This is a genomic window from Oribacterium sp. oral taxon 078 str. F0262, from assembly GCF_000160135.1.
Classification (GTDB): Bacteria; Bacillota; Clostridia; order Lachnospirales; family Lachnospiraceae; genus Oribacterium.
This window is the reverse complement of record NZ_GG729937.1, coordinates 125963-147459: the sequence shown is the minus strand read 5'-3', so window position 1 is coordinate 147459 and position 21497 is coordinate 125963. Positions and strand designations below refer to the sequence as shown.

The following is a 21497-nucleotide window of genomic DNA, read 5'->3' as shown; positions in this document are numbered from 1 at the left end:
TCAGCGAAGCCGGGCGCAGAGGGCACGGCAGCGCTGCTTTTTCTAAGGAGGCAGAAGGATGAAGAAAAGATACGCGGCTTATGTGGGCTCCTATTCCTATACCGGCTCCGCGAAGGGGATTACGATCTGCGATGTGGATCCCGAAAAGGGGATTCTCAGGAAGCGGACCGAGGTGGAGGTGAATAATTCCTCTTATCTTGTGGCCTCGCGGAATCAGAAGACGCTCTACTCGATCGCGGATGAGGGTGTGGTCTCCTTCCGCATCCTGGAAAATGGAGCTCTCTCCCGCCTGAACTGTCGGAATATCCGCGGCATGAGGGGCTGTCATCTCGCCATCGATCAGAAGGATGAGTATCTGATCGTATCCGGATATCACGATGGGAAGGCGACGCTTTTACAGCTCGAAAAGGACGGCTCCGTCGGGCCCATCATCGACGGCGTCTATGACAAGGGGATCGGCTCCGTCGCCGAGCGGACCTTTCGCCCCCATGTCTCCTGCTCCCGCATGACGGACGATCAGAAGTATATCCTGGTGGCGGATCTCGGCATCGATCAGGTCCGCATCTTCCGCTTCGACAAACCGGACGGGAAGATGCGCCAGATCGATACGCTGCGCTGTGAGCTTCAGTCCGGCCCGAGGCACTTCCGCTTCAGCCCGGACCGGAAGTTTCTCTATCTCATGTATGAGCTGAAAAATGTCGTCGATGTCTACCGCTTTTCGGAGGAAAAGGGAGGGAATGACGTCCTTCTCGAGCGGATTCAGACGGTCAAGACCCACAGCGATCCGGAGAATAACCCGCTGATTGCGGCCTGTCAGATGCGCTTTTCGCCGGATCCGGAGGCCAGGCATCTCCTCGTCTCCAATGCCGGGATCAACACGGTATCCGTCTATGACCGGGACGAGGAGAGCGGCCTCCTCACGATGAAGGGCTCTCTTCCGATCGGAGGCGAGTATCCGAAGGACTTTTGTATCTTCCCGAATGAAAAGCATATCGCGGTCGCGAACAATGAGTCGGGGACCATCACCTTCTTCTCCGTGGATTATGAGAGGGGACTGCTCGTCATGAGCGCAAGAGAGCTCGAGATCGATGAGCCGAACTGCATCTGCATGGTGCGGCTCCCGCAGGAGGGCTGATTTATGGCGGGAAATATCTTCGGAAAGCTCTTCCGCATCGCGAGCTTCGGAGAGTCCCATGGTCCGGCCCTAGGCGTCGTGATCGACGGCTGCCCGGCGGGACTTCCCTTGACGGAGGAGAAAATCCAGGCCTTTCTGGACCGAAGAAGGCCGGGGCAGGGCTTCGGGAGCACGGCGCGGAGAGAGGGGGACCGGGTCGAGATCCTCTCCGGCGTCTTCGAGGGGAGGACGAGCGGGACCGCTATCGCCATGCTGGTCCGGAATGCGGATCAGCGCTCCAAGGATTACGAGGAACTTCGGGATGTCTTTCGCCCCGGGCACGCGGACTATCCCTTTCAGGAAAAGTACGGTCTCCGGGACTTTCGGGGAGGCGGGAGATCCTCCGGGAGAGAAACCGTTGCGAGGGTCGCGGGAGGCGCCGTCGCAAGCCTGATCCTCTCGGAGCTCGGCGTATCGGTTCACGCCGAGCTCACAGAGCTTGCGGGAGAGGAGTTTGTGAGCGAAGAGGGGAGGAAGAGGGCGGAGAAAAAGCTTTCGGAGCTCCGGAAGGAGGGGGATTCCGCGGGGGGAGTCGTCACTTTATCCGTAAAGGGACTTCCCGCGGGGATCGGGGAGCCGGTCTTTGACAAGCTGGACGCGAGACTTGCGGAGGCGATGCTGTCGATCGGAGCGGTGAAGGCGCTGGAATTTGGGGCAGGGGAGGAGAGCGCGAGGATGCGGGGCTCGGAGAACAACGACTCCTTTCTTCCCTCCTTTTCCTCCGGAGGGGAGGAGGACGGGCAGAGAAAGGGCACGCTTCGGAAAGAAAGCAATCACTCCGGAGGAGTTCTCGGCGGCATGAGCGACGGTTCAGAGCTTTTGCTCCGTGTCTTTTTTAAACCGACACCCTCCATCGGACTTCCGCAGCGGACGGTCGATCGCTGGGGGCGGGAGAGGGTAATCGCGATCTCCGGCCGCCATGACCCGACGGTTTCCATCCGGGCCGCTGTCGTCGTCGAGTGCATGGCCGCGCTGGTTCTCCTCGACGGCATGATGGAGAATGCGCTCTCGCGGCTCGATCAGCTGAAGAAAATCTATCCCTGAGCTCTTTTCAGCAGAGACTTGAAGAGAAATTAAAGTGCGGCTATAATAAAAAGAGTGACTTATGGCAGGGAAATTTTCACAGAAAGGCAAAGACTATGGCGGAAAAGAAGCTGGTAGAGCAGATCACTCCGATGTCGGAGGATTTCGCGCAGTGGTACACAGATATTGTGAAGAAGGCGGAGCTTGCGGATTACTCCTCCGTGAAGGGCTTTATGGTGATCCGACCGGCGGGCTATGCGATCTGGGAGATGCTCATGCAGGCGCTGGACAGCCGCTTTAAGGCGAGCGGTGTGCAGAACTGCGCGATGCCGATGCTGATCCCGGAGTCTCTCCTCAGCAGGGAGAGCGAGCACGTGGAGGGCTTCGCCCCCGAGGTGGCCTGGGTGACGATGGGCGGAAAGAAGAGGCTGGAGGAGAAGCTCTGTGTGCGCCCGACCTCTGAGGTGCTTTTCTGTGATTATTACTCAAAGATCGTGAAATCCTATCGGGATCTGCCTCAGCTTCTGAATCAGTGGGTCTCGGTCATCCGCTGGGAGAAGACCACGAGGCCCTTCCTCCGGACGAGGGAATTCCTCTGGCAGGAGGGACACACGGTCCATGCCACCGCGGAGGAGGCGGAGGAGCGCACGATTCTGATGCTCAATATCTATAAGGATGTCGCGGAGAACGAGATGGCGATTCCGGTCGTGAGCGGAAGAAAGACGGACAAGGAGAAGTTCGCCGGCGCGATCGCAACCTATACCATCGAGGGGCTGATGCACGACGGACAGGCGCTGCAGTGCGGAACCTCCCATAATTTCGGAGACGGCTTCGCGAAGGCCTTCGGGGTGCAGTTCCTCGATAAGGACAATCAGCGAAAGACGGTGCACCAGACATCCTGGGGCTTTACGACCCGGATGATCGGCGCTCTCATCATGGTGCATGGGGATGACTCCGGACTGAAGATTCCCCCGAGGATCGCGCCGACACAGATCATGATTGTGCCTGTGCAGCAGCAGAAGGAAGGGGTTTTGGACAAGGCCTTTTCTCTCAGGGAGAGGCTCATTAAGGCGGGATTCCGCGTCAAGGTCGATGACTCCGACCGCTCCCCGGGCTATAAGTTCGCAGACTGTGAGATGCGGGGCATTCCGCTTCGCCTCGAGATCGGACCGAGGGATATTGAAGCGGGACAGGCCGTTCTGGTCCGCCGGGATACGGGGGAGAAGCTCACAGCTCCTCTCGATGGGCTGGAGAAGGAGTGCGGAGAGCTCCTGGAGCGGATCCAAAGCGATATGCTGGAGCGCGCGAGGAAGTTTATGAAGGAGCGCACGACCGACGCGAAGAGCTTAGAGGAGCTGGTGTCCTCTATCGACCGTCGGCCCGGCTTCGTCCGTGCGATGTGGTGCGGCTGCCGGGAGTGCGAGGATAAGCTGAAGGAATACTCCGGCATCAGCGCCCGCTGCATCCCCTTTGAGCAGGAGAAGATCTCCGATCACTGCGTCGTCTGCGGAAAGCCCGCATCGAAGATGGTCTACTGGGGAAGAGCGTATTGATTTCGCGGAGCTCCGCCGCATGGCGGGGCTCTTTTACTGTATCAGTTCCCGTTTAGAGGGAGAGGCGTTTGTGATGCAGAGGATTGAGCTTCCGGACGGGGTGCAAAGAATCATCGGAAGACTGGAGAGCGCCGGCTTTGAGGCCTATGCCGTCGGGGGCTGTGTGCGGGACAGTCTTCTCGGAAGGACGCCGGAGGACTGGGATATCACGAGCTCTGCGCGCCCGGAGGAGCTGAAGAGGCTTTTTAAGAGGACGGTGGATACCGGAATCCAGCACGGCACTGTGACCGTTCTGATCGGAGGAGGGGAGGGCGGCAAACGGGCGCAGGCCTTCGAGGTTACAAGCTATCGGGTCGACGGGGAGTATAAGGACGGAAGGCATCCGGAGTCCGTCCGCTTCACCCCCTCTCTCTCGGAGGATCTTTCGAGGCGGGATTTTACGATCAATGCGATGGCCTACAATGAGAAAAGCGGGATCGTGGATCTCTTTCAGGGCATGGAAGATCTTGAGAGGCGAGAGATCCGTGCAGTGGGAGAGGCGGAGCTTCGCTTCCGGGAGGACGCGCTTCGGATGCTCCGGGCGCTCCGCTTCTCGGCGCAGCTTCGCTTCCGTATCGCTCCGGGGACGCTGGAGGCGGTTCGAAGCCTCGCACGGGGACTTTCCAGGGTATCGAAGGAGCGGATCCGGGGGGAGCTCACAAAGCTCCTCCTCTCGGACAGTCCGGAGCAGATGGAGCTTGTGTTTCAGACCGGACTCGCCCCCTATGTCTCAGAGCATTTTCCGGAGATCGCGTCTCCCTCTCTCCCCGAGCTCTCGGGAGATATGGAGAGAGAGGCCTTTCTTCGCTGGGGGATGCTCCTTCGGGGAAGAGAGCAGCTTGCAAAGCGGATCCTCCGGGAATTGAAGATGGACCGGGCGACGATCGATCGAGCGGGCTCGATCGCGGCTCTCCACGGAGAAAGGATTCCGGAGGAAGCTCCCGAAGCAAGGAGGCTTCTCTCCCGCTATGGGGAGGAACTTTTCTTTTCCTGGCTTTCCATGGAGGAGGCACTCGCCCTGCATTTTCCGAGGGAGAGGGAGGCTCCGCTTCCCGGAGAGAGAAGCCAGGGGAAAATCCGAAGGGCGCGCGCCCTCGGAGAGGAGATCCTGAAAAACGGGGACTGCCTCTCCCTTTCTGCCCTTATGATTAACGGGGAGGATCTGGCGGAGCTCGGGATTCCGAGGGGGCCGGAGTACAGCGCTGTCCTCCGCGCCCTTCTCTCCGAGGTGCTGGAGGATCCGAAGCGGAACCGCCGCGAATACCTGAGAAAGAGAGTGAAGGAGATCCGGGGCTTAACGCACTGATTCCTCTCTTTCTTCGCTTCCTTTCGGACAACAGAGCAGGAGCATCAGAAACATCCATAGATTTCCAATGCTGATCTCCGATGTAAGCATTCCATTCTCAAAGGCGGAACTCCCCGGGAGCAGAACAAAAAGAGAGCTGCAGAGAATCCCGATAAAAATATTAAAGAAAGCGGCATAGCGGGGATAAGGGGTTTTTCTCTGAAAAAAGGCGATGAACTGAGATAGGTTCATCAGCATAAAGCCGAGCATAAAGAGGAGATAGACCGGGAGCAGGAAGTGGTACTGAAAGTCAGATGCGATGACAAGGGCTGCCTCTTCATTGAGAGCAGAGATTCTCTTAAAGAGGAACATCAATACGCTGCAGTTTAAGTGCACGCCGCAGCAGCCCCACGCGAGATAGCAAAGCATTCCTGCCCGAAACAGTGTGGAGAGCCGGGGACTCTTTCTCTGGATTAAAAGATAGATCTGGTAGAAGCCGATGCATTCTGCGGCGATGCCGACTACGCCGAGCAGTCCTCCTGCTAATATCCTGCTCTCCGGAATTCGGAGGGCATACTCCAAGAGACGGTAGCGGCTCGCTTCTGCGCCATTTAAGCTGACGGCGCCGAGTAAAAGGTCGCCGATCAAGGTGAGGACAGCCGCAAAAAGACCGATCAAAAGACCCCTTCGATAGGATGAACCTGCTCCGCAGAGTCCGCGCGTTTCTTGAGTCATTTTCATAAAAAGCTCCTTTCTTAGTATTTGTTGGTGTTTTCCGGCCTTACATAACAAGCGTTATGTAAGGCCGGAAAGAAAAGAAACTCGCCTTGCGGGTTTCTTTTCTTTCCGAAATCCTCTTTTTTACTCCTCCCTTAGGAGAGCGAGAAAACCGGATTCCGCATAGATTCTCATCTTCTGCACCAGCGCTTTCGCAAGAGGCAGAGGGTAATCATGATCGATCAGCTCCAGATAACCTGCCATTCTCATTTTCACAAGGATGCGGATCAGCTCCGGATCGGCTCGCTGCCCCCGCTGCTTTTCGTAGAACTCCAGAAAGCCCTCCTGCAGCTGTTTCTCCAGAATTTTCCCGAAATCACGGTATTTCGTCTCTCCGGCACAGCCAAAGAGAAGCTTTATCTCTTTTCTGTGATGAATGAGGTATTCCAGAATTTCGGATTCGTTTCTCTCACTGCTGCTGATATCGGAAAGCTCTCTTTCCCGGCTCAGCTGAAGCATATCGAGGAGATGTTCATAGCTTCCCTTTACGATATTTTCCAGGAGATCCCTTTTGTTCCGGAAGAAAAAGTACAGAGCCCCGGTCGTCACTCCGACCCTCGAACAAATGTTTCGAACGGATGCACCCCGATATCCCTTTTCCAGAAACTCCTCTGTCCCGGCCCGAAGGAGAAGCCCTCTTACATTCTGCCCCGCTCTATCCTCCATCTCCCTCCGCCTTCCCGGAATCAGGAAAATTTCTCCGGCATTTTATCGTCTTACGCTGGCTCGTTGAGGCCAGGCAATTTTTCAGCCCCGGGCTTCCATTCGCCGTCCGCCGTGCTGCTATGGGAAAAATACGAGGAAAGCTCGAAAAAAGGCAGACAGAGGAGACGACGCAGAAGCCGCAGGATGGAAAATCATGAAAAGCAGCCTTTGCAGCAAAATCAATATATTCCTTCCGGGGTGAGACGTCAATATTTTTTTATGCCGTTCCAGGAAGCCGTAAACACCTTAAATGACCGTCTTTGCGGCCATTCTGCATGGAAGCGAGACGGTGCGGAAGGCGGGTACAGCCGTAAAAAGCGCCGACAAAGCGAACCGTAGGTATACGGAGGAGAGCTGTGTCAGCGGCTTCGGCGAAGCGATGAGAAGCTTCCATGTCTGTCGAAGCGATGGGACTTTTGGCAGAGCTATTGCACGGAGGGATAGCAGCTGTTATGATCTTTCGAAAGAGAGCCGGAGCTTCGGGAAGCTTCTGGAGGATGAGAAGAAAGCATGAGGATGAGAGGGGAGCATGAGGATGGGAAGGGAGCATGCAGGAGCTTTGCGGGAATGGATCAGCGATGCAAGGGCTTAGAAGAACGGAAGCGGCAGCCGGGGCTGTCATGATAGGGATGCTGCTCTTAAGGGCTTCGGCAGGGATATCTAGAGGGGGGAGGCAGCTGTGACGACGGAGGATTTTCAGAGGAAGAGCGAGTTTTCCATCCTGTTTTCTTATTTCAGGCCGCACTGGAAGCTTTTCCTTTTGGATATGGCGGCCGCTCTTATGATTTCCATCATCGACCTGTCCTTTCCCTTTGCCTCCCGGCTCTGTCTCTACTACCTTCTCCCGAAGCAGGCCTTCCGAGCCTTCTGGGCGATCATGGGGCTTTTTCTCCTGCTCTTCCTGCTCCGGGGGCTTCTGAACTTCGTGATCACCTTCTTCGGGCACAATTTCGGAATCCGCGTGGAGACGGATATCCGAAGGGACCTCTTTTGCCACATGCAGGAGCTCGGCTTTCGCTACTATGATGAGACGAGGACCGGACAGCTTCTGAGCCGGCTGACCTCGGATCTTTTCGATATCACGGAATTTTCCCACCATGCGCCGGAGGACCTCTTTGTCTCTTCCGTCACGATCATCGGGGCACTTATCCTCATGTTCCGCATCCAATGGAGGCTCGCCCTTGTGATTGCACTGATGCTCCCTGTCTTTCTCCTTCTGATCTGGAGCTGCAGGATCTCCATGCGGAACGCTTCCCGTAGGGTGAAGGCCGTGATCTCCGGGATCAATGCGGACTTCGAGTCGGAGATCTCCGGCATCCGGACGACAAAGGCCTTCGCGAATGAGGAGAAGTCCCTCGAGCGCTTTGACCGGGCCAATATCCGTTATCAGGCGGCGAAGGTCTCCTATCATCTCGCGATGGCGCGCTTCTTCTCGGTTCTTGAATGCAGTCTTTCGATTCTTCCGCTCGCGGTGATTTCGGCCGGCGGAGCGCTGATCATGATGGGAAGACTGGATCTGATCGACCTCATCACCTTCAGCCTCTACACGGCGACCTTCGTCAATCCGGTCCGAAAGCTCGCGAACAGCTCCGAGCTGATCGCAAACGGCATGGCGGGGCTTCACCGCTTCACGGAGCTTATGCGGACGGAGGCGGAGCTTCGGGACAGCCCGGATGCGGTCTCGCTCCCCTCGATCGGAGGAGAAATCTGCTTTGAGCATGTGGACTTTTCCTACCGGGAGGGAAGGGAGGTTCTCTCCGATGTGAACTTCCGGATCCCCCCCGGAGAAATGCTGGCCCTTGTCGGCTCCTCCGGCGGCGGAAAGACGACGATCAGTCAGCTGATCCCCCGCTTTTATGAGGTCAGCGCCGGGGCGGTCCTTCTGGACGGCTGCGACATACGTAAGATCCGGCAGGATTCCCTCCGAAGGGGGATCGGGATCGTGCAGCAGGAGGTTTTCCTCTTTGCGGACACGGTGCTCGAAAATATTCGCTGCGGGCGCCCGGACGCATCATACGAGGAGGTGATCGAAGCCGCGAAACGGGCGGAGATCTATGAGGACATCCTCAAGATGCCGGATGGCTTTTTGAGTAATGTCGGGGAGCGCGGAGTCCTTCTCTCCGGGGGGCAGAGGCAGAGGATCGCGATTGCCCGCATCTTTTTGAAAAATCCTCCCGTCCTGATCCTGGATGAGGCGACCTCGGCTTTGGACAGTGTCACGGAGGCGAGGATACAAAAGACCTTCGAGCAGCTCTCCCGCGGAAGAACCAGCATCGTCATTGCGCACCGCCTCTCGACGGTAAGGAATGCAGACCGGATCGCAGTCGTCGAGGGCGGGAGGATCCGGGAGCTTGGAAATCACGAGGAGCTCATGAAAAGGGGAGGAGAATACGCGAGGCTGATCGAGAGCCAGAGACTGATGTAGACAGGGACCGCTCGGAGGGATATCCGATTTTTGCCGTTTCGCCGCTCCGACAGGAAATGCTTTTACCTTGCGGCTTATATCCGCATCGGGCTAAGAGACGGCGGTGTGGAAAGGCCCGGGAAGAGGACGGGGCTCTGGGGAGCTGCAGCCGGACGGATGGGGAAGCGGAAAGTCCTGCAAAAAGTGCTCGGAGAGCACAAAGTTCCGGCATAATGCAGAGCGGCAGAAAGTCTCGAAAAAGCGCTCAGCGACTGCAAGGCTCCGGCACGGTGAGTGAGGACGGCAGAAGATCCTGAGAAAGGTGTTCAGCGCCGCGGAAGCAGATCATTTCAATGAAAAAAGACACCCGGGAAAATCCCGCGGCGTCCTTCGTCCAAGCGCGAGACGGGAATCGAACCCGCGACCTTCTCCTTGGCAAGGAGACGTAGTACCACTCTACTACTCGCGCAAATATCTCAATTTCTCAGAATAAACTTTACTAAATGCCAAAAGCTAGTATAAGGGAAGGAGGGGAGAGCTGTCAAGAGGATCAGAAGCTAAAGCAAGGCTCAGACAGGAACCGAAGCGGATTCGCATCGGTTCCGCTCAGCTCTCTGAGGAAGGAAGGAATGTATAGAAGAGAAAGGCCGCGGACAGCCGAAAGAAAGGGCTTGGAGAGGCGGAACGCAGAAATGCAGAATAGACAGCAGAATAGATCAGAATAGATAAGAGAAAGAATTTCAGGGAGGAAAGTGCATTGATGGGAGACTTATCGATCCAAAGAGCGGCGCGGGAGGACATCCCGCGCATACTTTCGATCTATGAGAGAGCGAGAAGCTTTATGGAGGAGCAGGGAAACGGAGGGCAGTGGGGAAGGCATTACCCCGCGAGAGAGGATGTGGAGGAGGATATCGCCCGGGAAAGCAGCTATCTCCTTCTTTCCGAGGGGAGAGTCGTCGGCGTCTTTTGCTTTTTCATCGGGGAGGAGCCGAGCTATCGGAAAATTACCGGGGAGGGCTGGCACAGCGATTCTCCCTATGGTGTGATCCACCGCGTCGCCTCGGACGGGAGCGTCCGCGGGGTGGCCGAAAGCTGCTTCTCCTTTTGTCGGGAGAAATCTCCCTATCTCAGAATCGACACCCACGAGAGAAATATCCCGATGCAGCGCGCGATACGGCGCTTTGGCTTCCGGGACTGCGGGATTATCCGGCTCCGGGAGGGGGAGAGACTCGCCTTTGACTACCTTCGGGAGAAGGACATAGATTGTTCACAAAGAAATTAGCACTCGATCATTGACAGTGCTAACAGCTGTGCTATAATATTCGGCAGATAGAAGAAAATACAGATGCGCTGTCAGTGTGAGAGAAAAGACGCGCCCTTAGAAGAGGGGGTAGACTATGAATATCAATAAATTTACGCAAAAATCGGTGGAGTCGATCAATGACTGCCAGAAGGTGGCCATGGATCACGGGAATCAGCAGATCACTCAGCTCCATCTCCTCTACAGTCTGATGACGGTGGAGGACAGCCTGATTGAGAAGCTTCTGACCAAGATGGGAGTTCCGAAGGATGCCTTCCTCAGGGATCTTTCGGAGGAGATCGACAAGCTCCCGAAGGTCTCCGGCGCGGGACAGCAGTATTTCTCGCAGGGGGCCAACCGGGTGATCAGCTATGCGGAGGACCACGCGAAGGCGATGGGGGATGAGTATGTCTCGGTGGAGCATCTCTTCCTCTCTCTCCTGAAGGAGGCAGAGCCCGAGCTGAAGCGTCTCTTTCAGAAGTATCAGATCACGAAGGACGGCTTCCTGAAGGTCCTCTCCGAGGTGAGGGGGAATCAGAGGGTGGTCTCGGACAATCCGGAGAGCACCTACGATACTCTGAATAAGTACGGCTATGAGATGGTGGAGCGGGCGAAGCAGCAGAAGTTCGATCCCATCATCGGGAGGGACGAGGAGATCCGGAACATTATCCGGATTCTGTCCCGAAAGCAAAAGAACAATCCCTGTCTGATCGGGGAACCGGGCGTGGGAAAGACCGCGGCAGTAGAGGGTCTGGCCGAGCGGATCGCGAAGGAGGATGTGCCGGAGACCTTAAAGCATAAGAAGATCTTTGCCCTGGATATGGGAGCTCTCATCGCGGGGGCGAAGTACAGGGGAGAGTTCGAGGAGAGACTGAAGGCTGTCCTGGACGAGGTGAAGAAGTCGGAGGGGGAGATCATCCTCTTCATCGATGAGATTCACAATATCGTCGGAGCGGGGCGGACCGAGGGCTCCATGGATGCGGGAAACCTCTTAAAGCCGCTTCTCGCAAGAGGCGAGCTCCACTGCATCGGCGCCACGACGCTCGACGAGTACAGGAAGTATATCGAAAAGGACGCGGCGCTCGAGAGGAGGTTCCAGCCGGTGCAGGTGGATGAGCCGAGCGTCGAGGATACGATCTCCATCCTCCGGGGCATCAAGGAGAGATACGAGGTCTACCACGGCGTGAAGATCACAGATTCCGCGCTTGTCGCCGCGGCGGCGCTTTCCGACCGCTATATCTCGGACCGTTTCCTCCCGGATAAGGCGATTGACCTCGTGGACGAGGCCTGTGCGATGATCAAGACGGAGATGGATTCCATGCCGGAGGACATGGATGAGCTTCGTCGGAGGATCCTGCAGCTTCAGATCGAGGAGCTCGCGCTGAAGAAGGAGGACGACACGCTCTCGAAGGAGCGGCTTTCGGATCTCCAGAAGGAGCTCTCGGAGCTCAGGGACCGCTTCAATGTGAAGAAGGCCCAGTGGGAGAATGAGAAGAACTCCGTCGGAAAGCTGCAGGCGCTCCGCGAAAAGAAGGATAAGCTGAATTCCGAGATCAATATCGCAAAGCAGAAATACGACTATGAGAGGGTCGCAAAGCTGCAGTACCAGGATCTCCCGGCCGTGGAGAAGGAGCTCAAGGAGGCAGAGGAGAAGGCCCAGAGCGAGAGCAGTGAGAGACTGGTCCGGGACAAGGTGACGGAGGAGGAGATCGCCCGCATCATCAGCCGCTGGACCGGAATTCCGGTGACGAAGCTCAATGAGTCCGAGCGCTCGAAGGTGCTCCATCTGGATCAGGAGCTCCATAAGAGATTGATCGGACAGGATGACGCGGTGCGGAGGGTCTCCGATGCGATTCTCCGCTCGAAGGCGGGCATCAAGGATCCGACGAAGCCGATCGGCTCCTTCCTCTTCCTCGGGCCCACCGGTGTCGGAAAGACGGAGCTCGCGAAGGCGCTCGCGCAGAATCTCTTCGACGATGAGAATGCGATGGTGCGGATCGACATGTCGGAGTATATGGAGAAGTATTCGGTCTCCCGCCTGATTGGCGCGGCCCCCGGCTATGTCGGCTACGAGGAGGGAGGACAGCTCACGGAGGCGGTCCGGAGAAAGCCCTACTCCGTGGTCCTCTTCGATGAGATCGAGAAGGCGCATCCGGATGTCTTCAATATCCTTCTGCAGGTGCTGGATGACGGTCGGATCACGGATTCCCAGGGAAGAACGGTGGATTTCAAAAATACCATCATTATTCTGACCTCGAATATCGGAGCGCAGGATCTTCTGGAGGGGATTGACGCGGAGGGGAAGATCTCGAAGAAGGCGGAGGAGCTCGTTATGGAGCAGCTGCACGCCTCCTTCCGACCCGAATTCCTGAACCGGCTCGATGAGATCATTCTCTTTAAGCCGCTCACGAGAGAGGATATCGAAAAGATCACGGCGCTGATCCTGAAGGATATCAATCGGCGCCTTTCGGACCGGAGACTCAGCGTAAAGCTGAGCCCGGAGGCGGAGCGCTATGTCATGGAAAACGGCTACGACCCGAGCTTCGGCGCGCGTCCCCTGAAGAGATTCATCCAAAAGAATGTGGAGACGGTGGTCGCAAAGGTCATTCTGGAGGGCAATGTGAAGGAAGGAGACACGATCCTTCTCACAGAGCGGGACGGAAGGATGCAGGCGGAGATCGAAGAGGGAAGAGAGGAAAAATAAAGGCTCTGAGGCCGCGAACTAAGCAGAGATCCGCGTTCGAAGAAGTACTGGACAGGAGAAGAATGGGATCACCGGGATCACTCCGGCGATTCCGGGAAAAGAAGGATTGGCCCGCCGCACAAGAAAGCTGTGCGGCGGGCCGAGATTTTTTGGCTGTGTTTTCGGATCAGTACTTTTCCGGATCAGTACTTTTCTTTTTCCTCCATTTTCGATAAAAGACGTAGAGGAAGGCCAGTAGACCAAGAGCCAGGGCAAGCTCAAAAAGGAGAAGCTTGTTTCTGGGAGGACGGAAGCAGAAAAGAAGCGAGATGAGAAAGAAAGGAATGCCGACGATCAGATTGACGATCCCGTTCTCACGGTAGTCTCTTTTGAGATTGAAAATCCCGACAAGGATCAACAAAAAACCAATCAATGCGGAAAAGAGATAATGGCTCAATGTCCCCACCTCCCGACTGAACCCTGGTAAGAAGTTCACCATGTGTATCGCTGCAGAAATTATGCTGCTCAGCGCTGCGCCTGATGCGGCGGATAGCAATACCGCTGCGGATAAGTTTTTTATAACATAGCAGGTTTTATTTGCTATGTAAATAATAATATTAACATTAGTCAATTAGCTAATTGAGAGACCCGATAGATGTGAGGTTGAGGGAGCATAAAGACAGTTTTCCGGACCGATCCATTCCTATCGGAGGTGCATAATCGAGGAGGTCGTTCTCTTGACCCGGTTTTCAAGAGATGAGAGGCATTAAAAAAATATTAAATTTTAGGGGCTTGTTCTGTAAGAGACAGAGAGGATAAAATAAGAAAAAAGCGGAGGAGAGTCTCGGCTTGTCATCGAGCGGACGGGGAGGGGGCCATGAGGAAGATTGAGTATTCGAAGGTGTATACGGCGGGCTGTGAGGCCCCTCTTAAGATATGCAGGGGGCACTTCGCCACAAATCACGCGCACTTAAACTACTATATCGATATCACGACTCTGAAGACCCGGAGCGGGGAGGCCTATGATATCGCCCGCTGCCTGAGCGGAGTCTACTTCTACGGCGCGGTGATCGACACCATCGTGTGCATGGAGGGGACGGATGTCATCGGGGCCTTCCTCTCGGAGGAGCTCACGAAATCCGGTGTTCTCTCCGCAAATGCCCATAAGTCGATGTATGTGGTGCACCCGGAGTTCAACAGCAATTCGCAGCTTATCTTCCGGGACAATCTGATCCCGGAGATCGAGGGAAAGAACATCCTGGTGCTGCTGGCCAATCTGACGACGGGGAAGACGCTGGACAAGATTCTGGAGTGTATCCAGTATTATCAGGGGAGGCTCGTCGGGGTTTCCGCGATCTTCAGCGCGGTGGAGGAATACCAGGGGATTCCGATCTTCTCCGTCTTCGGGAAGAAGAATATCCCGGACTATGCCTCCTGGAACTACAGGCAGTGCCCCCTTTGCCATGCGGGAGAGAGGATCGACGCTCTGGTAAATGCCTATGGCTATGAGCCGCTGGAGCAGTAGCGGAGCTTATGGAAGGGCGGGCATTACCGTGCCCGGGCTTTGACTCCGGGATTTTGACCCTTGGCGGAAAGTGTGCTACAATACCCCAAATGCGCAAGAGCCATCTGGGGTTTTTTTATGTCTGAAAATGCGAGCAGCAGAGAGAGGGAGGAGGCGATTTCCGTCCGGGATGTGACGAAGATCTACCGCCTTTATGATAAGCCGATCGACAGACTTTTGGAGTCGGTGAATCCGTGGCACAGAAATTATCATCGGGATTTCTATGCATTAAACCACATCAGCTTTTCCGTCGGGAAGGGGGAGTCGGTGGGGATCATCGGGACGAACGGCTCCGGGAAGTCGACGATCCTTAAGATCATCACCGGCGTGCTGAGCCCAAGCTTCGGCACGGTTCATACGAAGGGCACGGTCTGCGCGCTCCTGGAGCTCGGGGCCGGATTCAATCAGGATTATACCGGTATCGAGAATATCTATATGAACGGGACGATGATGGGCTTCAGCCGGGAGGAGATGGATCAAAAGCTCCAGGCAATTCTCGATTTCGCGGATATCGGGGACTTCGTCCTTCAGCCGGTGAAGTCCTATTCCAGCGGAATGTTCGTCCGGCTCGCCTTTGCGCTCTACATCTCCGTGGATCCGGAGGTGCTGATCGTCGATGAAGCCCTCTCCGTCGGGGATGTTTTCTTCCAGGCGAAGTGCTATCATCGGATGGATGAGCTGAAGAGGAAGGGGACGACGATCCTGATGGTGACACATGATCTCGGCTCCGTCATGAAGTACTGCGATCGGGTGGTCCTCTTAAACCGCGGGGAGAAGATCTCCGAGGGAAGGCCGGGGGAGATGGTGGACCTCTATAAGAAGATTCTCGCGGGGCAGTACACGGGGCATGAGGACTTCGTGGACAAGCAGGACTTCGGGGTGAATTCCATCGGGGCCTCCGTCGTGGAGGAGCTCAAGGGAAGGGCCGCCGGAGAAGCGAGGGGAGAAGAGGAAAAGGGGAAGGACAGAGAGCGGGAAGGAAGGGGAAAGACAGAGTCCGAAGGAAAAGAGAAGGAAGGGGCCGGCGGAGGAGATTCGCTTATGATGTCACGCCTTTCGCTGAACCCGGATGTGAAGCATTACGGGAATGGAAAGGCGGAGATCTATGACTTCGGGATTTTCGACGAGAGAGGGCAGCTCACGAATGTCATCTTGAAGGGGGAGTACTTTTCGATCCGGGAGAAGATCCGCTTCCACGATCGGATCGAGGCCCCGATCTTTACCTTCACCATAAAGGATAAGCGGGGGATGGACCTGACCGGGACCAATACGATGTTCGAGGGGAAGGAGACGAAGGCGGTGAAGGCCGGGGACGAATATATCTGCACCTTCCGCCAGCGCATGAATCTGCAGGGGGGAGAGTATCTTCTCTCCATGTCCTGCACCGGCTTCGAGGAGGGAACGCATACGGTCTATGACAGAAAGTACGATGTGGCGAGTCTCACCGTGCTGTCCAATAAAAATACGGTCGGCGTCTATGATATGGAGTCGGAGCTGACTCTGGAAAGGCATGAAGCATGAGTTTTCTTCAGCACAAGGGAAATCTGGTCGACTGGATCTATTTCGGAGAGCTGGAAAATGGCTATGAGCGGGATGCCGCTGTGCTGCTTCTCGGAGACCGGGAGGAGACCGCGCCCTTTGAGGAGCTTCTGAGAAAGCGGGTGAAGAGGGTGTCCTTCCGCCTGGACGATGCGAGCTATGACTATGTCCTGATTCCGAAGCTCACCAAAAGAGTGCTCTCCATGTTCGGGACGAGGACGGAGAAGCTCATCCGGGGGCTTTCGGACGCCTGGCTGAAGCCGGGGGGAGAGCTCATTCTGGGGATAGAAAACCGAAATGAGATTGACCGGATCGCGGCGGGGGAGCTCTATGACAAGGATACCGTATATCTCTCGAAGCCGGAGCTTTGGTCTCTCCGGGAGCGCCTTCGGGGGGACTTTCCGGACTGTCGGGAGCTCCTCTATTTTCCGCTCCCCGCCCTGGATATGCCGATGCATATCTACTCCGAGGAGCGGCTGCCGGAGGCCGGAGAGGAGGATGAGAAGATTCGGGCCCTCGCGGAGCTTCAGGATTTTCCGGACTTCGCGCCGGCCTATCTCTACCGCTTCTGCCCGGAGCAGGGGATCGCAAAGAGGCCGAAGGACTACCACGGATGGCTTCCGATCTATGTGAAGTATAATTCCAGCCGGAAGGCGGAGTACGCGATCAAGACGGAGATCCTGAAGGACCCGGAGGGGGGGAAGCATGTCCTTAAGGAGGGGATTACGAAGGAGGCGAATGCGCACATCGAGTCTCTTCCCTTAAAGAGAAAGCTCCTCCTTTCCTCCGAAAATTACAGCGGGATCCCGGTCCTAAAGGAGGAGAGCTTTCGGAGGGCCTATGGCTCCGGGGATATGCTCTCCGCCCTGGTCTACCCCTATATTACGGGGAAAAGTCTCTCGGAGCTCCTCTCCCGGAGGATACGGAACGGGAGCGCGCCGATCTCGGAAATCAAGGAGAGTATGGAGCTTATCCTCGGAAAGAGGACAGGGAGTATTCGCCCGGCGAATCTCGACTGTCTCTTTGAGAATGTCCTCCTCCGGGAGGGAAAGCCCACGGTCATCGACTGTGAGTGGGTCATGGACCAGGAGGTCCCGCTTCGTTTTTTGCAGTTTCGGATCCTGAAATACTGGTATGAGGACAACCGGGAGAAGCTCCGCTATGAAAATCTCGCGGCTTTTCTCCGGTATTTCGGCTATGACGCGGCGGAGAGCGCGAAGTGTGAGGAGAGGGAGGCCGCCTTTCAGAGGGAGATCCACGGCTCGGGGGAAGAGTCCAATGTCTGGGCCTATCAGGAGAGAAAGGTCTCCGTTCGAAATTATAAAAAGCAGGAGAAGAAGATCTCAGAGCAGGAGAAGAAGATCCTTGAGCTAAAGGAGACTTTGGAGAGGGAGGTTCGGGCGAGAGATATCACGATCCGGAAGGAGAGGGAGGAGAAGCGCCTGACCAGCATTCATGTCGGAAATCTCGAGCGGGTGATCGGGGTCCACGAGAGAGACATCGAGGCCTTGCAGAGGGATATCGAGTATTATAAGGCGAACCAGAGCTTCCGGAGCCAGATGCATCAGAGCTTCCAGGAAAAGTATACAAGGCACTTTCCGATCGGCTCACCGCGGCGGAAGGTCATGAGCTATATCAAGCGGACGCTCCGTCACCCCTTCCGCATGCTCCCGATGTACTTCACCGCGGGCGGACGGAATCGGATCCGGGGGGATTTCAGGATCGGGGAGGTCTATCTCGAGGAGGGGAGGCTCCGCTTCGAAAAGCAGGAGAGCCCGCTGGTCAGCATCGTCATTCCCTGCTATAACCAGATCGGCTATACCTACAGCTGCCTTCGCTCGATCCTAAGACGCACCGATCAGGCGGAGACGCCCTATGAGATCATCATCGCGGACGATGTTTCGACCGATGCGACGCGGGAGATCCGGGAGTATACCGAGAATCTCGTCATCGCGAGAAACACGGAGAACATGGGCTTTCTGAAGAACTGCAATCAGGCGGCGAAGCTTGCGAGGGGAGAGTATATCTTCTTTTTGAACAATGACACCACCGTGACGGATGGCTGGCTGAAGAGCCTTGTCGATACGATGGAGCGGGATCCTTCCTGCGGACTCTGCGGCTCGAAGCTCGTCTATCCCGACGGAAGGCTCCAGGAGGCGGGGGGAATCATCTGGTCCGATGCCTCCGGCTGGAACTACGGAAGACTCATGGATCCGGCGGAGCCGGAGTACAACTACGTGAAGGAGGTGGACTATATCTCCGGAGCGGCGATCCTGATCCGGAGGTCGCTCTGGGAGGAGATCGGCGGCTTCGACGAGAGGTTCGCCCCGGCCTACTGCGAGGATTCGGATCTCGCCTTTGAGGTGAGGAGGCACGGGAGCCGGGTGCTCTACCAGCCGAAATCCGTCGTCGTCCACTATGAGGGGGTCTCAAACGGGACGGATGTCGAGGGAAGCGGCCTAAAGCGTTATCAGAAGGTGAACCAGGAGAAGTTCCGGGAGAAGTGGGCGGAGGAGCTGAAGAAGCAGTCCGTCAACACAGGAAGTCCGAATCCCTTCCGCGCGAGGGAGAGAGGACAGGGCAAGCGCTATGTCCTCGTTGTCGATCACTATGTGCCGACCTGGGACAGAGACGCGGGCTCGAAGACGACCTGGCAGTACCTGAAGATGTTCCTCGAGAAGGGGCTCAGAGTCAAGTTCCTCGGGGATAATTTCCTCCACGAGGAGCCCTACAGCACGGAGCTCCAGCAGATGGGGATCGAGATTCTCTACGGGCAGAGGATGCAGTCCGAGATCTGGAACTGGATCGAGCAGAACCGCTGTGAGCTGGACATGGTCTACCTGAACCGGCCGCACATCGCGATCAAGTATCTGGACTACATCAAGGAGAGAACGGAGTGGAAGTGCATCTTCTACGGCCATGATCTCCACTTCCTCCGGGAGAGGAGAGAGTACGAGCTGAACCACGACCCGGCGGTTTTGGAGGATTCCGAGTACTGGAGGGATATGGAGCTCTCGGTGATGCGAAGAGCCGATCAGAGCTACTACCCCTCCTCGGTCGAGGTCAACGCAATCCGGGAGATCGATCCCTCGATCGAGGTGAAGGCGATCACGGCCTATGTCTTCACGGAGCCTGCGAAGGTGGAGAAGAACTACCAGAAACGGGAGGGACTTCTCTTTGTAGGGGGATTTGCGCATCCGCCAAATAAGGACGGGGTTCTCTGGTTTTCGCGGGAGATCTTTCCGCGGATCCGGAAGCAGATTCCGACGATGCGCTTTCGAATCGTCGGTTCCCACACGGACGAAGAGATCGAGGAGCTCTCCCGCACTCCGGGGATCGAGGTGCTGGGCTTCGTCTCCGATGAAAGACTTTCCGAGCTCTATCAGGAGTCCAGGCTCGTCGTCGTACCGCTCCGCTACGGCGCGGGAGTGAAGGGGAAGGTCGTGGAGGCGCTTCACGAGGGCTCCGCGGTGCTCACGACCTCCTGCGGCGCGGAGGGAATCCCCGACGCGGAAGAAGTCGTCCGAATCGAAGACAGGGCGGAGGACTTCGCCGATGCTGCCGTGGAGCTCTACCACAATACGCCGCTTCTCCAGAGGATGTCGGAGCTCTCCGAGCGCTATGTCGCGGAGCACTTCTCGGTGGAGGGCGCGTGGAAGCGAATCCGCAGGGATTTCGGGATAAGGGAGGACGGGAGTCTCTGTGATCTCTATGAGAATGAGGAGGGAGAGAGCTGATGCAGGCGATACTTTTATGCGGCGGACTGGGCACGAGACTTCGTTCCGTGGTCTCAGACCGCCCGAAGCCTCTCGCGGATATTGAGGGCAGGCCCTTCATGGCGTATCTTTGCGAGGAGCTTGTCCGGCAGGGAATCGATGAGATCGTCTTTGCCGCGGGCTATCTCGGGGAGATGATCGAGGAATGCTTCGGAGACGGGAGCCGCTATGGCTTTTCCGCCTCCTATGCTTTTGAGAAGGAGGCGCTCGGGACGGGGGGAGCGATCCGAAACGCCCTCCCCCTTGTCAAAAGGGAGCAGTGCTTCGTCTTAAACGCGGATACCTATTACAGGATCCGCTACGCCGCGCTCCTGGAGCTGATGGAAGAAAAGGGATTGGACATGGCGCTTTTTACGAGGGAGGTGGAGGACATCTCCCGCTATGGGGAGGTCCGGCTTTCGGACGGCCTTTTGAGTGCCTGGAATGAAAAGAGAGAGGGAAGACAGGGAAAGGGAGAGATCAACGGAGGGGTCTATCTCCTCCGCCGCTCCCTCATGGAGCGGATTCCGGAGGGAAAGCACAGTCTGGAAAATGAGCTCATCCCCCGCTGGATCCAGGAGGGCGTCCGGATTGGGGCGAAGAAGGCAGAGGGGTATTTTATCGACATCGGGCTGCCGGAATCCTATCGGCAGTTTTCGGAGGATGTCAGAGAGGGGAGGATATCGCAGTGATTTATCGGGGAAGAGCACCGCTTCGGATTTCTTTCGGAGGGGGCGGAACGGATGTGGCGCCTTTTTGCGAGGAGCAGGGGGGAGCGATCATCGGCAGTACGATCAATAAATATGCGTACTGCTCGATTTTACCGAGAGAGGATGATAAAATCATCGTGCACTCCCTCGACTTCGACATGACGGTGCAGTTCAACGCCAAGGAGAATATCATCTACGACGGAAAGCTCGACCTCGTGAAGGCGGCGATGAAGGCGATGAAGATCCGGCAGGGCTGCGAGGTCTTTCTCCAGTGCGACGCCCCGGCGGGTTCGGGACTCGGCACGAGCAGCACGGTGATGGTCGCGATCCTGAAGGCTCTTGCGAGATGGCAGAAGGAGGAGCTCGAGGGCTATGAGCTCGCGGACCTCGCCTTCCAGGTCGAGAGACTGGACCTCGGAATCAGCGGCGGCTACCAGGATCAGTACGCGGCGACCTTCGGCGGCTTTAACTTCATCGAATTTCACGGCAGGCATCATGTCGTCGTCAATCCCCTCCGGATTAAGAAGGAGACGATCAATGAGCTCCAGTACAACCTCCTTCTCTGCTATACGGGAGGCATCCATGTCTCCGCGAAAATCATCGACGACCAGGTGAAAAATTATAAGAAAAAGTCCGCCTTCGAGGCGATGTGCGAGGTGAAGAAGCTGGCCTATGATATGAAGGATGCGCTGCTTCGCGGCGAGCTGAATGAGTTCGGCCTTCTCCTAAATGACGGCTGGCAGGCGAAGAAGCAGATGTCCGACAAGATCACGAATCCGCAGATCGACCACCTCTACGAGGAGGCCAGAGCCGCGGGGGCTCTGGGGGGGAAGCTTCTCGGGGCGGGGGGAGGAGGCTTCCTTCTCGTCTACTGCCCCTATAATGTGCGCCATATCGTCTCGAAGAAGCTGAAGGAGGCGGGCGGACAGCTCACAGACTGGGTCTTTGAGCTTCGGGGCGCGCAGAGCTGGAAGGCGAAGGGCTGA

16 protein-coding genes and 1 tRNA gene are annotated in these 21497 nt (G+C 56.5%); 13 read left to right on the top strand and 4 right to left on the bottom strand.

Going from position 1 to position 21497, the window contains the following annotated elements; translation table 11 throughout:
• Positions 1-58 precede the first annotated feature (58 nt).
• From GCWU000341_RS11550 to GCWU000341_RS11535, 4 genes are all read left to right on the top strand, one after another.
• Positions 59-1135, top strand: coding sequence for a lactonase family protein (locus GCWU000341_RS11550; RefSeq protein WP_009216229.1), 1077 nt, complete (start codon positions 59-61; stop codon positions 1133-1135).
• A 3-nt stretch (positions 1136-1138) separates the two neighbouring features.
• Entirely contained in the window at positions 1139-2218 is a 1080-nt protein-coding gene (aroC, locus tag GCWU000341_RS11545) for a chorismate synthase (RefSeq protein ID WP_009216228.1), read from the top strand.
• Positions 2219-2313: 95 nt separating this feature from the next.
• Positions 2314-3750 (top strand): proline--tRNA ligase, encoded by a 1437-nt coding sequence (proS, locus tag GCWU000341_RS11540; RefSeq protein ID WP_009216227.1) that lies wholly within the window; start codon positions 2314-2316, stop codon positions 3748-3750.
• Between the two features lie 73 nt (positions 3751-3823).
• Positions 3824-5095, top strand: coding sequence for a CCA tRNA nucleotidyltransferase (locus tag GCWU000341_RS11535; protein ID WP_040654377.1), 1272 nt, complete (start codon positions 3824-3826; stop codon positions 5093-5095).
• On the opposite strand, the gene GCWU000341_RS11530 is transcribed toward GCWU000341_RS11535, so the two are convergent.
• Together GCWU000341_RS11530 and GCWU000341_RS11525 are read right to left on the bottom strand one after the other, a co-directional pair.
• Positions 5084-5809 (bottom strand): DUF6796 family protein, encoded by a 726-nt coding sequence (locus GCWU000341_RS11530; protein ID WP_155812863.1) that lies wholly within the window; start codon positions 5807-5809, stop codon positions 5084-5086. The two genes, GCWU000341_RS11535 and GCWU000341_RS11530, sit on opposite strands and share 12 nt — an antisense overlap.
• Before the next feature lie 126 nt (positions 5810-5935).
• Positions 5936-6517, bottom strand: a complete 582-nt coding sequence (locus tag GCWU000341_RS11525; protein ID WP_009216224.1) for a TetR/AcrR family transcriptional regulator — start codon at positions 6515-6517, stop codon at positions 5936-5938.
• A gap of 183 nt (positions 6518-6700) precedes the next feature.
• On the opposite strand from GCWU000341_RS11525, the gene GCWU000341_RS13660 reads away from it, so the two are divergent.
• Positions 6701-6895: a hypothetical protein gene (locus tag GCWU000341_RS13660; protein WP_155812862.1), complete on the top strand. Its 195-nt coding sequence runs from the start codon at positions 6701-6703 to the stop codon at positions 6893-6895.
• A 340-nt stretch (positions 6896-7235) separates the two neighbouring features.
• Positions 7236-8981: an ABC transporter ATP-binding protein gene (locus GCWU000341_RS11515; RefSeq protein WP_009216221.1), complete on the top strand. Its 1746-nt coding sequence runs from the start codon at positions 7236-7238 to the stop codon at positions 8979-8981.
• Positions 8982-9357: 376 nt separating this feature from the next.
• On the opposite strand, the gene GCWU000341_RS11510 is transcribed toward GCWU000341_RS11515, so the two are convergent.
• A tRNA-Gly gene (locus GCWU000341_RS11510) sits at positions 9358-9429 on the bottom strand.
• A 291-nt stretch (positions 9430-9720) separates the two neighbouring features.
• Here GCWU000341_RS11510 and GCWU000341_RS11505 point away from each other — a divergent pair.
• Positions 9721-10242 carry an acetyltransferase gene (locus GCWU000341_RS11505; RefSeq protein ID WP_009216218.1) on the top strand — a complete coding sequence of 174 codons (522 nt, stop codon included), beginning with the start codon at positions 9721-9723 and terminating at the stop codon, positions 10240-10242.
• Between the two features lie 115 nt (positions 10243-10357).
• Positions 10358-12964 carry an ATP-dependent chaperone ClpB gene (gene clpB, locus GCWU000341_RS11500; RefSeq protein WP_009216217.1) on the top strand — a complete coding sequence of 869 codons (2607 nt, stop codon included), beginning with the start codon at positions 10358-10360 and terminating at the stop codon, positions 12962-12964.
• A gap of 166 nt (positions 12965-13130) precedes the next feature.
• On the opposite strand, the gene GCWU000341_RS11495 is transcribed toward clpB, so the two are convergent.
• Positions 13131-13400 carry a hypothetical protein gene (locus GCWU000341_RS11495; protein ID WP_040654321.1) on the bottom strand — a complete coding sequence of 90 codons (270 nt, stop codon included), beginning with the start codon at positions 13398-13400 and terminating at the stop codon, positions 13131-13133.
• Between the two features lie 420 nt (positions 13401-13820).
• On the opposite strand from GCWU000341_RS11495, the gene GCWU000341_RS11490 reads away from it, so the two are divergent.
• From GCWU000341_RS11490 to GCWU000341_RS11470, 5 genes are all read left to right on the top strand, one after another.
• Complete coding sequence (locus GCWU000341_RS11490; RefSeq protein ID WP_009216215.1) at positions 13821-14468, top strand: phosphoribosyltransferase; 648 nt, start codon at positions 13821-13823, stop codon at positions 14466-14468.
• A 117-nt stretch (positions 14469-14585) separates the two neighbouring features.
• On the top strand, positions 14586-16028 hold the full coding sequence (locus tag GCWU000341_RS11485; RefSeq protein ID WP_009216214.1) for an ABC transporter ATP-binding protein: 1443 nt from the start codon (positions 14586-14588) through the stop codon (positions 16026-16028).
• Positions 16025-19783, top strand: coding sequence for a glycosyltransferase (locus GCWU000341_RS11480; RefSeq protein ID WP_009216213.1), 3759 nt, complete (start codon positions 16025-16027; stop codon positions 19781-19783). Before GCWU000341_RS11485 ends, GCWU000341_RS11480 begins: the two co-directional genes overlap by 4 nt.
• Positions 19783-20493 (top strand): nucleotidyltransferase family protein, encoded by a 711-nt coding sequence (locus tag GCWU000341_RS11475; RefSeq protein ID WP_009216212.1) that lies wholly within the window; start codon positions 19783-19785, stop codon positions 20491-20493. Before GCWU000341_RS11480 ends, GCWU000341_RS11475 begins: the two co-directional genes overlap by 1 nt.
• Positions 20490-21497 carry a GHMP family kinase ATP-binding protein gene (locus tag GCWU000341_RS11470; RefSeq protein WP_009216211.1) on the top strand — a complete coding sequence of 336 codons (1008 nt, stop codon included), beginning with the start codon at positions 20490-20492 and terminating at the stop codon, positions 21495-21497. The genes GCWU000341_RS11475 and GCWU000341_RS11470 overlap by 4 nt, the downstream gene beginning before the upstream one ends.

Excerpts from the sequence above, each read along its gene's own strand:
- GCWU000341_RS11525 (WP_009216224.1), bottom strand. The coding sequence starts at position 6,517 with ATGGAGGATAGAGCGGGGCAGAATGTAAGAGGGCTTCTCCTTCGGGCC.
- GCWU000341_RS11490 (WP_009216215.1), top strand. The coding sequence starts at position 13,821 with ATGAGGAAGATTGAGTATTCGAAGGTGTATACGGCGGGCTGTGAGGCC.
- proS (WP_009216227.1), top strand. The coding sequence starts at position 2,314 with ATGGCGGAAAAGAAGCTGGTAGAGCAGATCACTCCGATGTCGGAGGAT.
- GCWU000341_RS13660 (WP_155812862.1), top strand. The coding sequence starts at position 6,701 with ATGGAAAATCATGAAAAGCAGCCTTTGCAGCAAAATCAATATATTCCT.
- GCWU000341_RS11530 (WP_155812863.1), bottom strand. The coding sequence starts at position 5,809 with ATGACTCAAGAAACGCGCGGACTCTGCGGAGCAGGTTCATCCTATCGA.
- GCWU000341_RS11485 (WP_009216214.1), top strand. The coding sequence starts at position 14,586 with ATGTCTGAAAATGCGAGCAGCAGAGAGAGGGAGGAGGCGATTTCCGTC.
- GCWU000341_RS11535 (WP_040654377.1), top strand. The coding sequence starts at position 3,824 with ATGCAGAGGATTGAGCTTCCGGACGGGGTGCAAAGAATCATCGGAAGA.
- GCWU000341_RS11550 (WP_009216229.1), top strand. The coding sequence starts at position 59 with ATGAAGAAAAGATACGCGGCTTATGTGGGCTCCTATTCCTATACCGGC.
- GCWU000341_RS11505 (WP_009216218.1), top strand. The coding sequence starts at position 9,721 with ATGGGAGACTTATCGATCCAAAGAGCGGCGCGGGAGGACATCCCGCGC.
- GCWU000341_RS11480 (WP_009216213.1), top strand. The coding sequence starts at position 16,025 with ATGAGTTTTCTTCAGCACAAGGGAAATCTGGTCGACTGGATCTATTTC.
- clpB (WP_009216217.1), top strand. The coding sequence starts at position 10,358 with ATGAATATCAATAAATTTACGCAAAAATCGGTGGAGTCGATCAATGAC.
- aroC (WP_009216228.1), top strand. The coding sequence starts at position 1,139 with ATGGCGGGAAATATCTTCGGAAAGCTCTTCCGCATCGCGAGCTTCGGA.
- GCWU000341_RS11475 (WP_009216212.1), top strand. The coding sequence starts at position 19,783 with ATGCAGGCGATACTTTTATGCGGCGGACTGGGCACGAGACTTCGTTCC.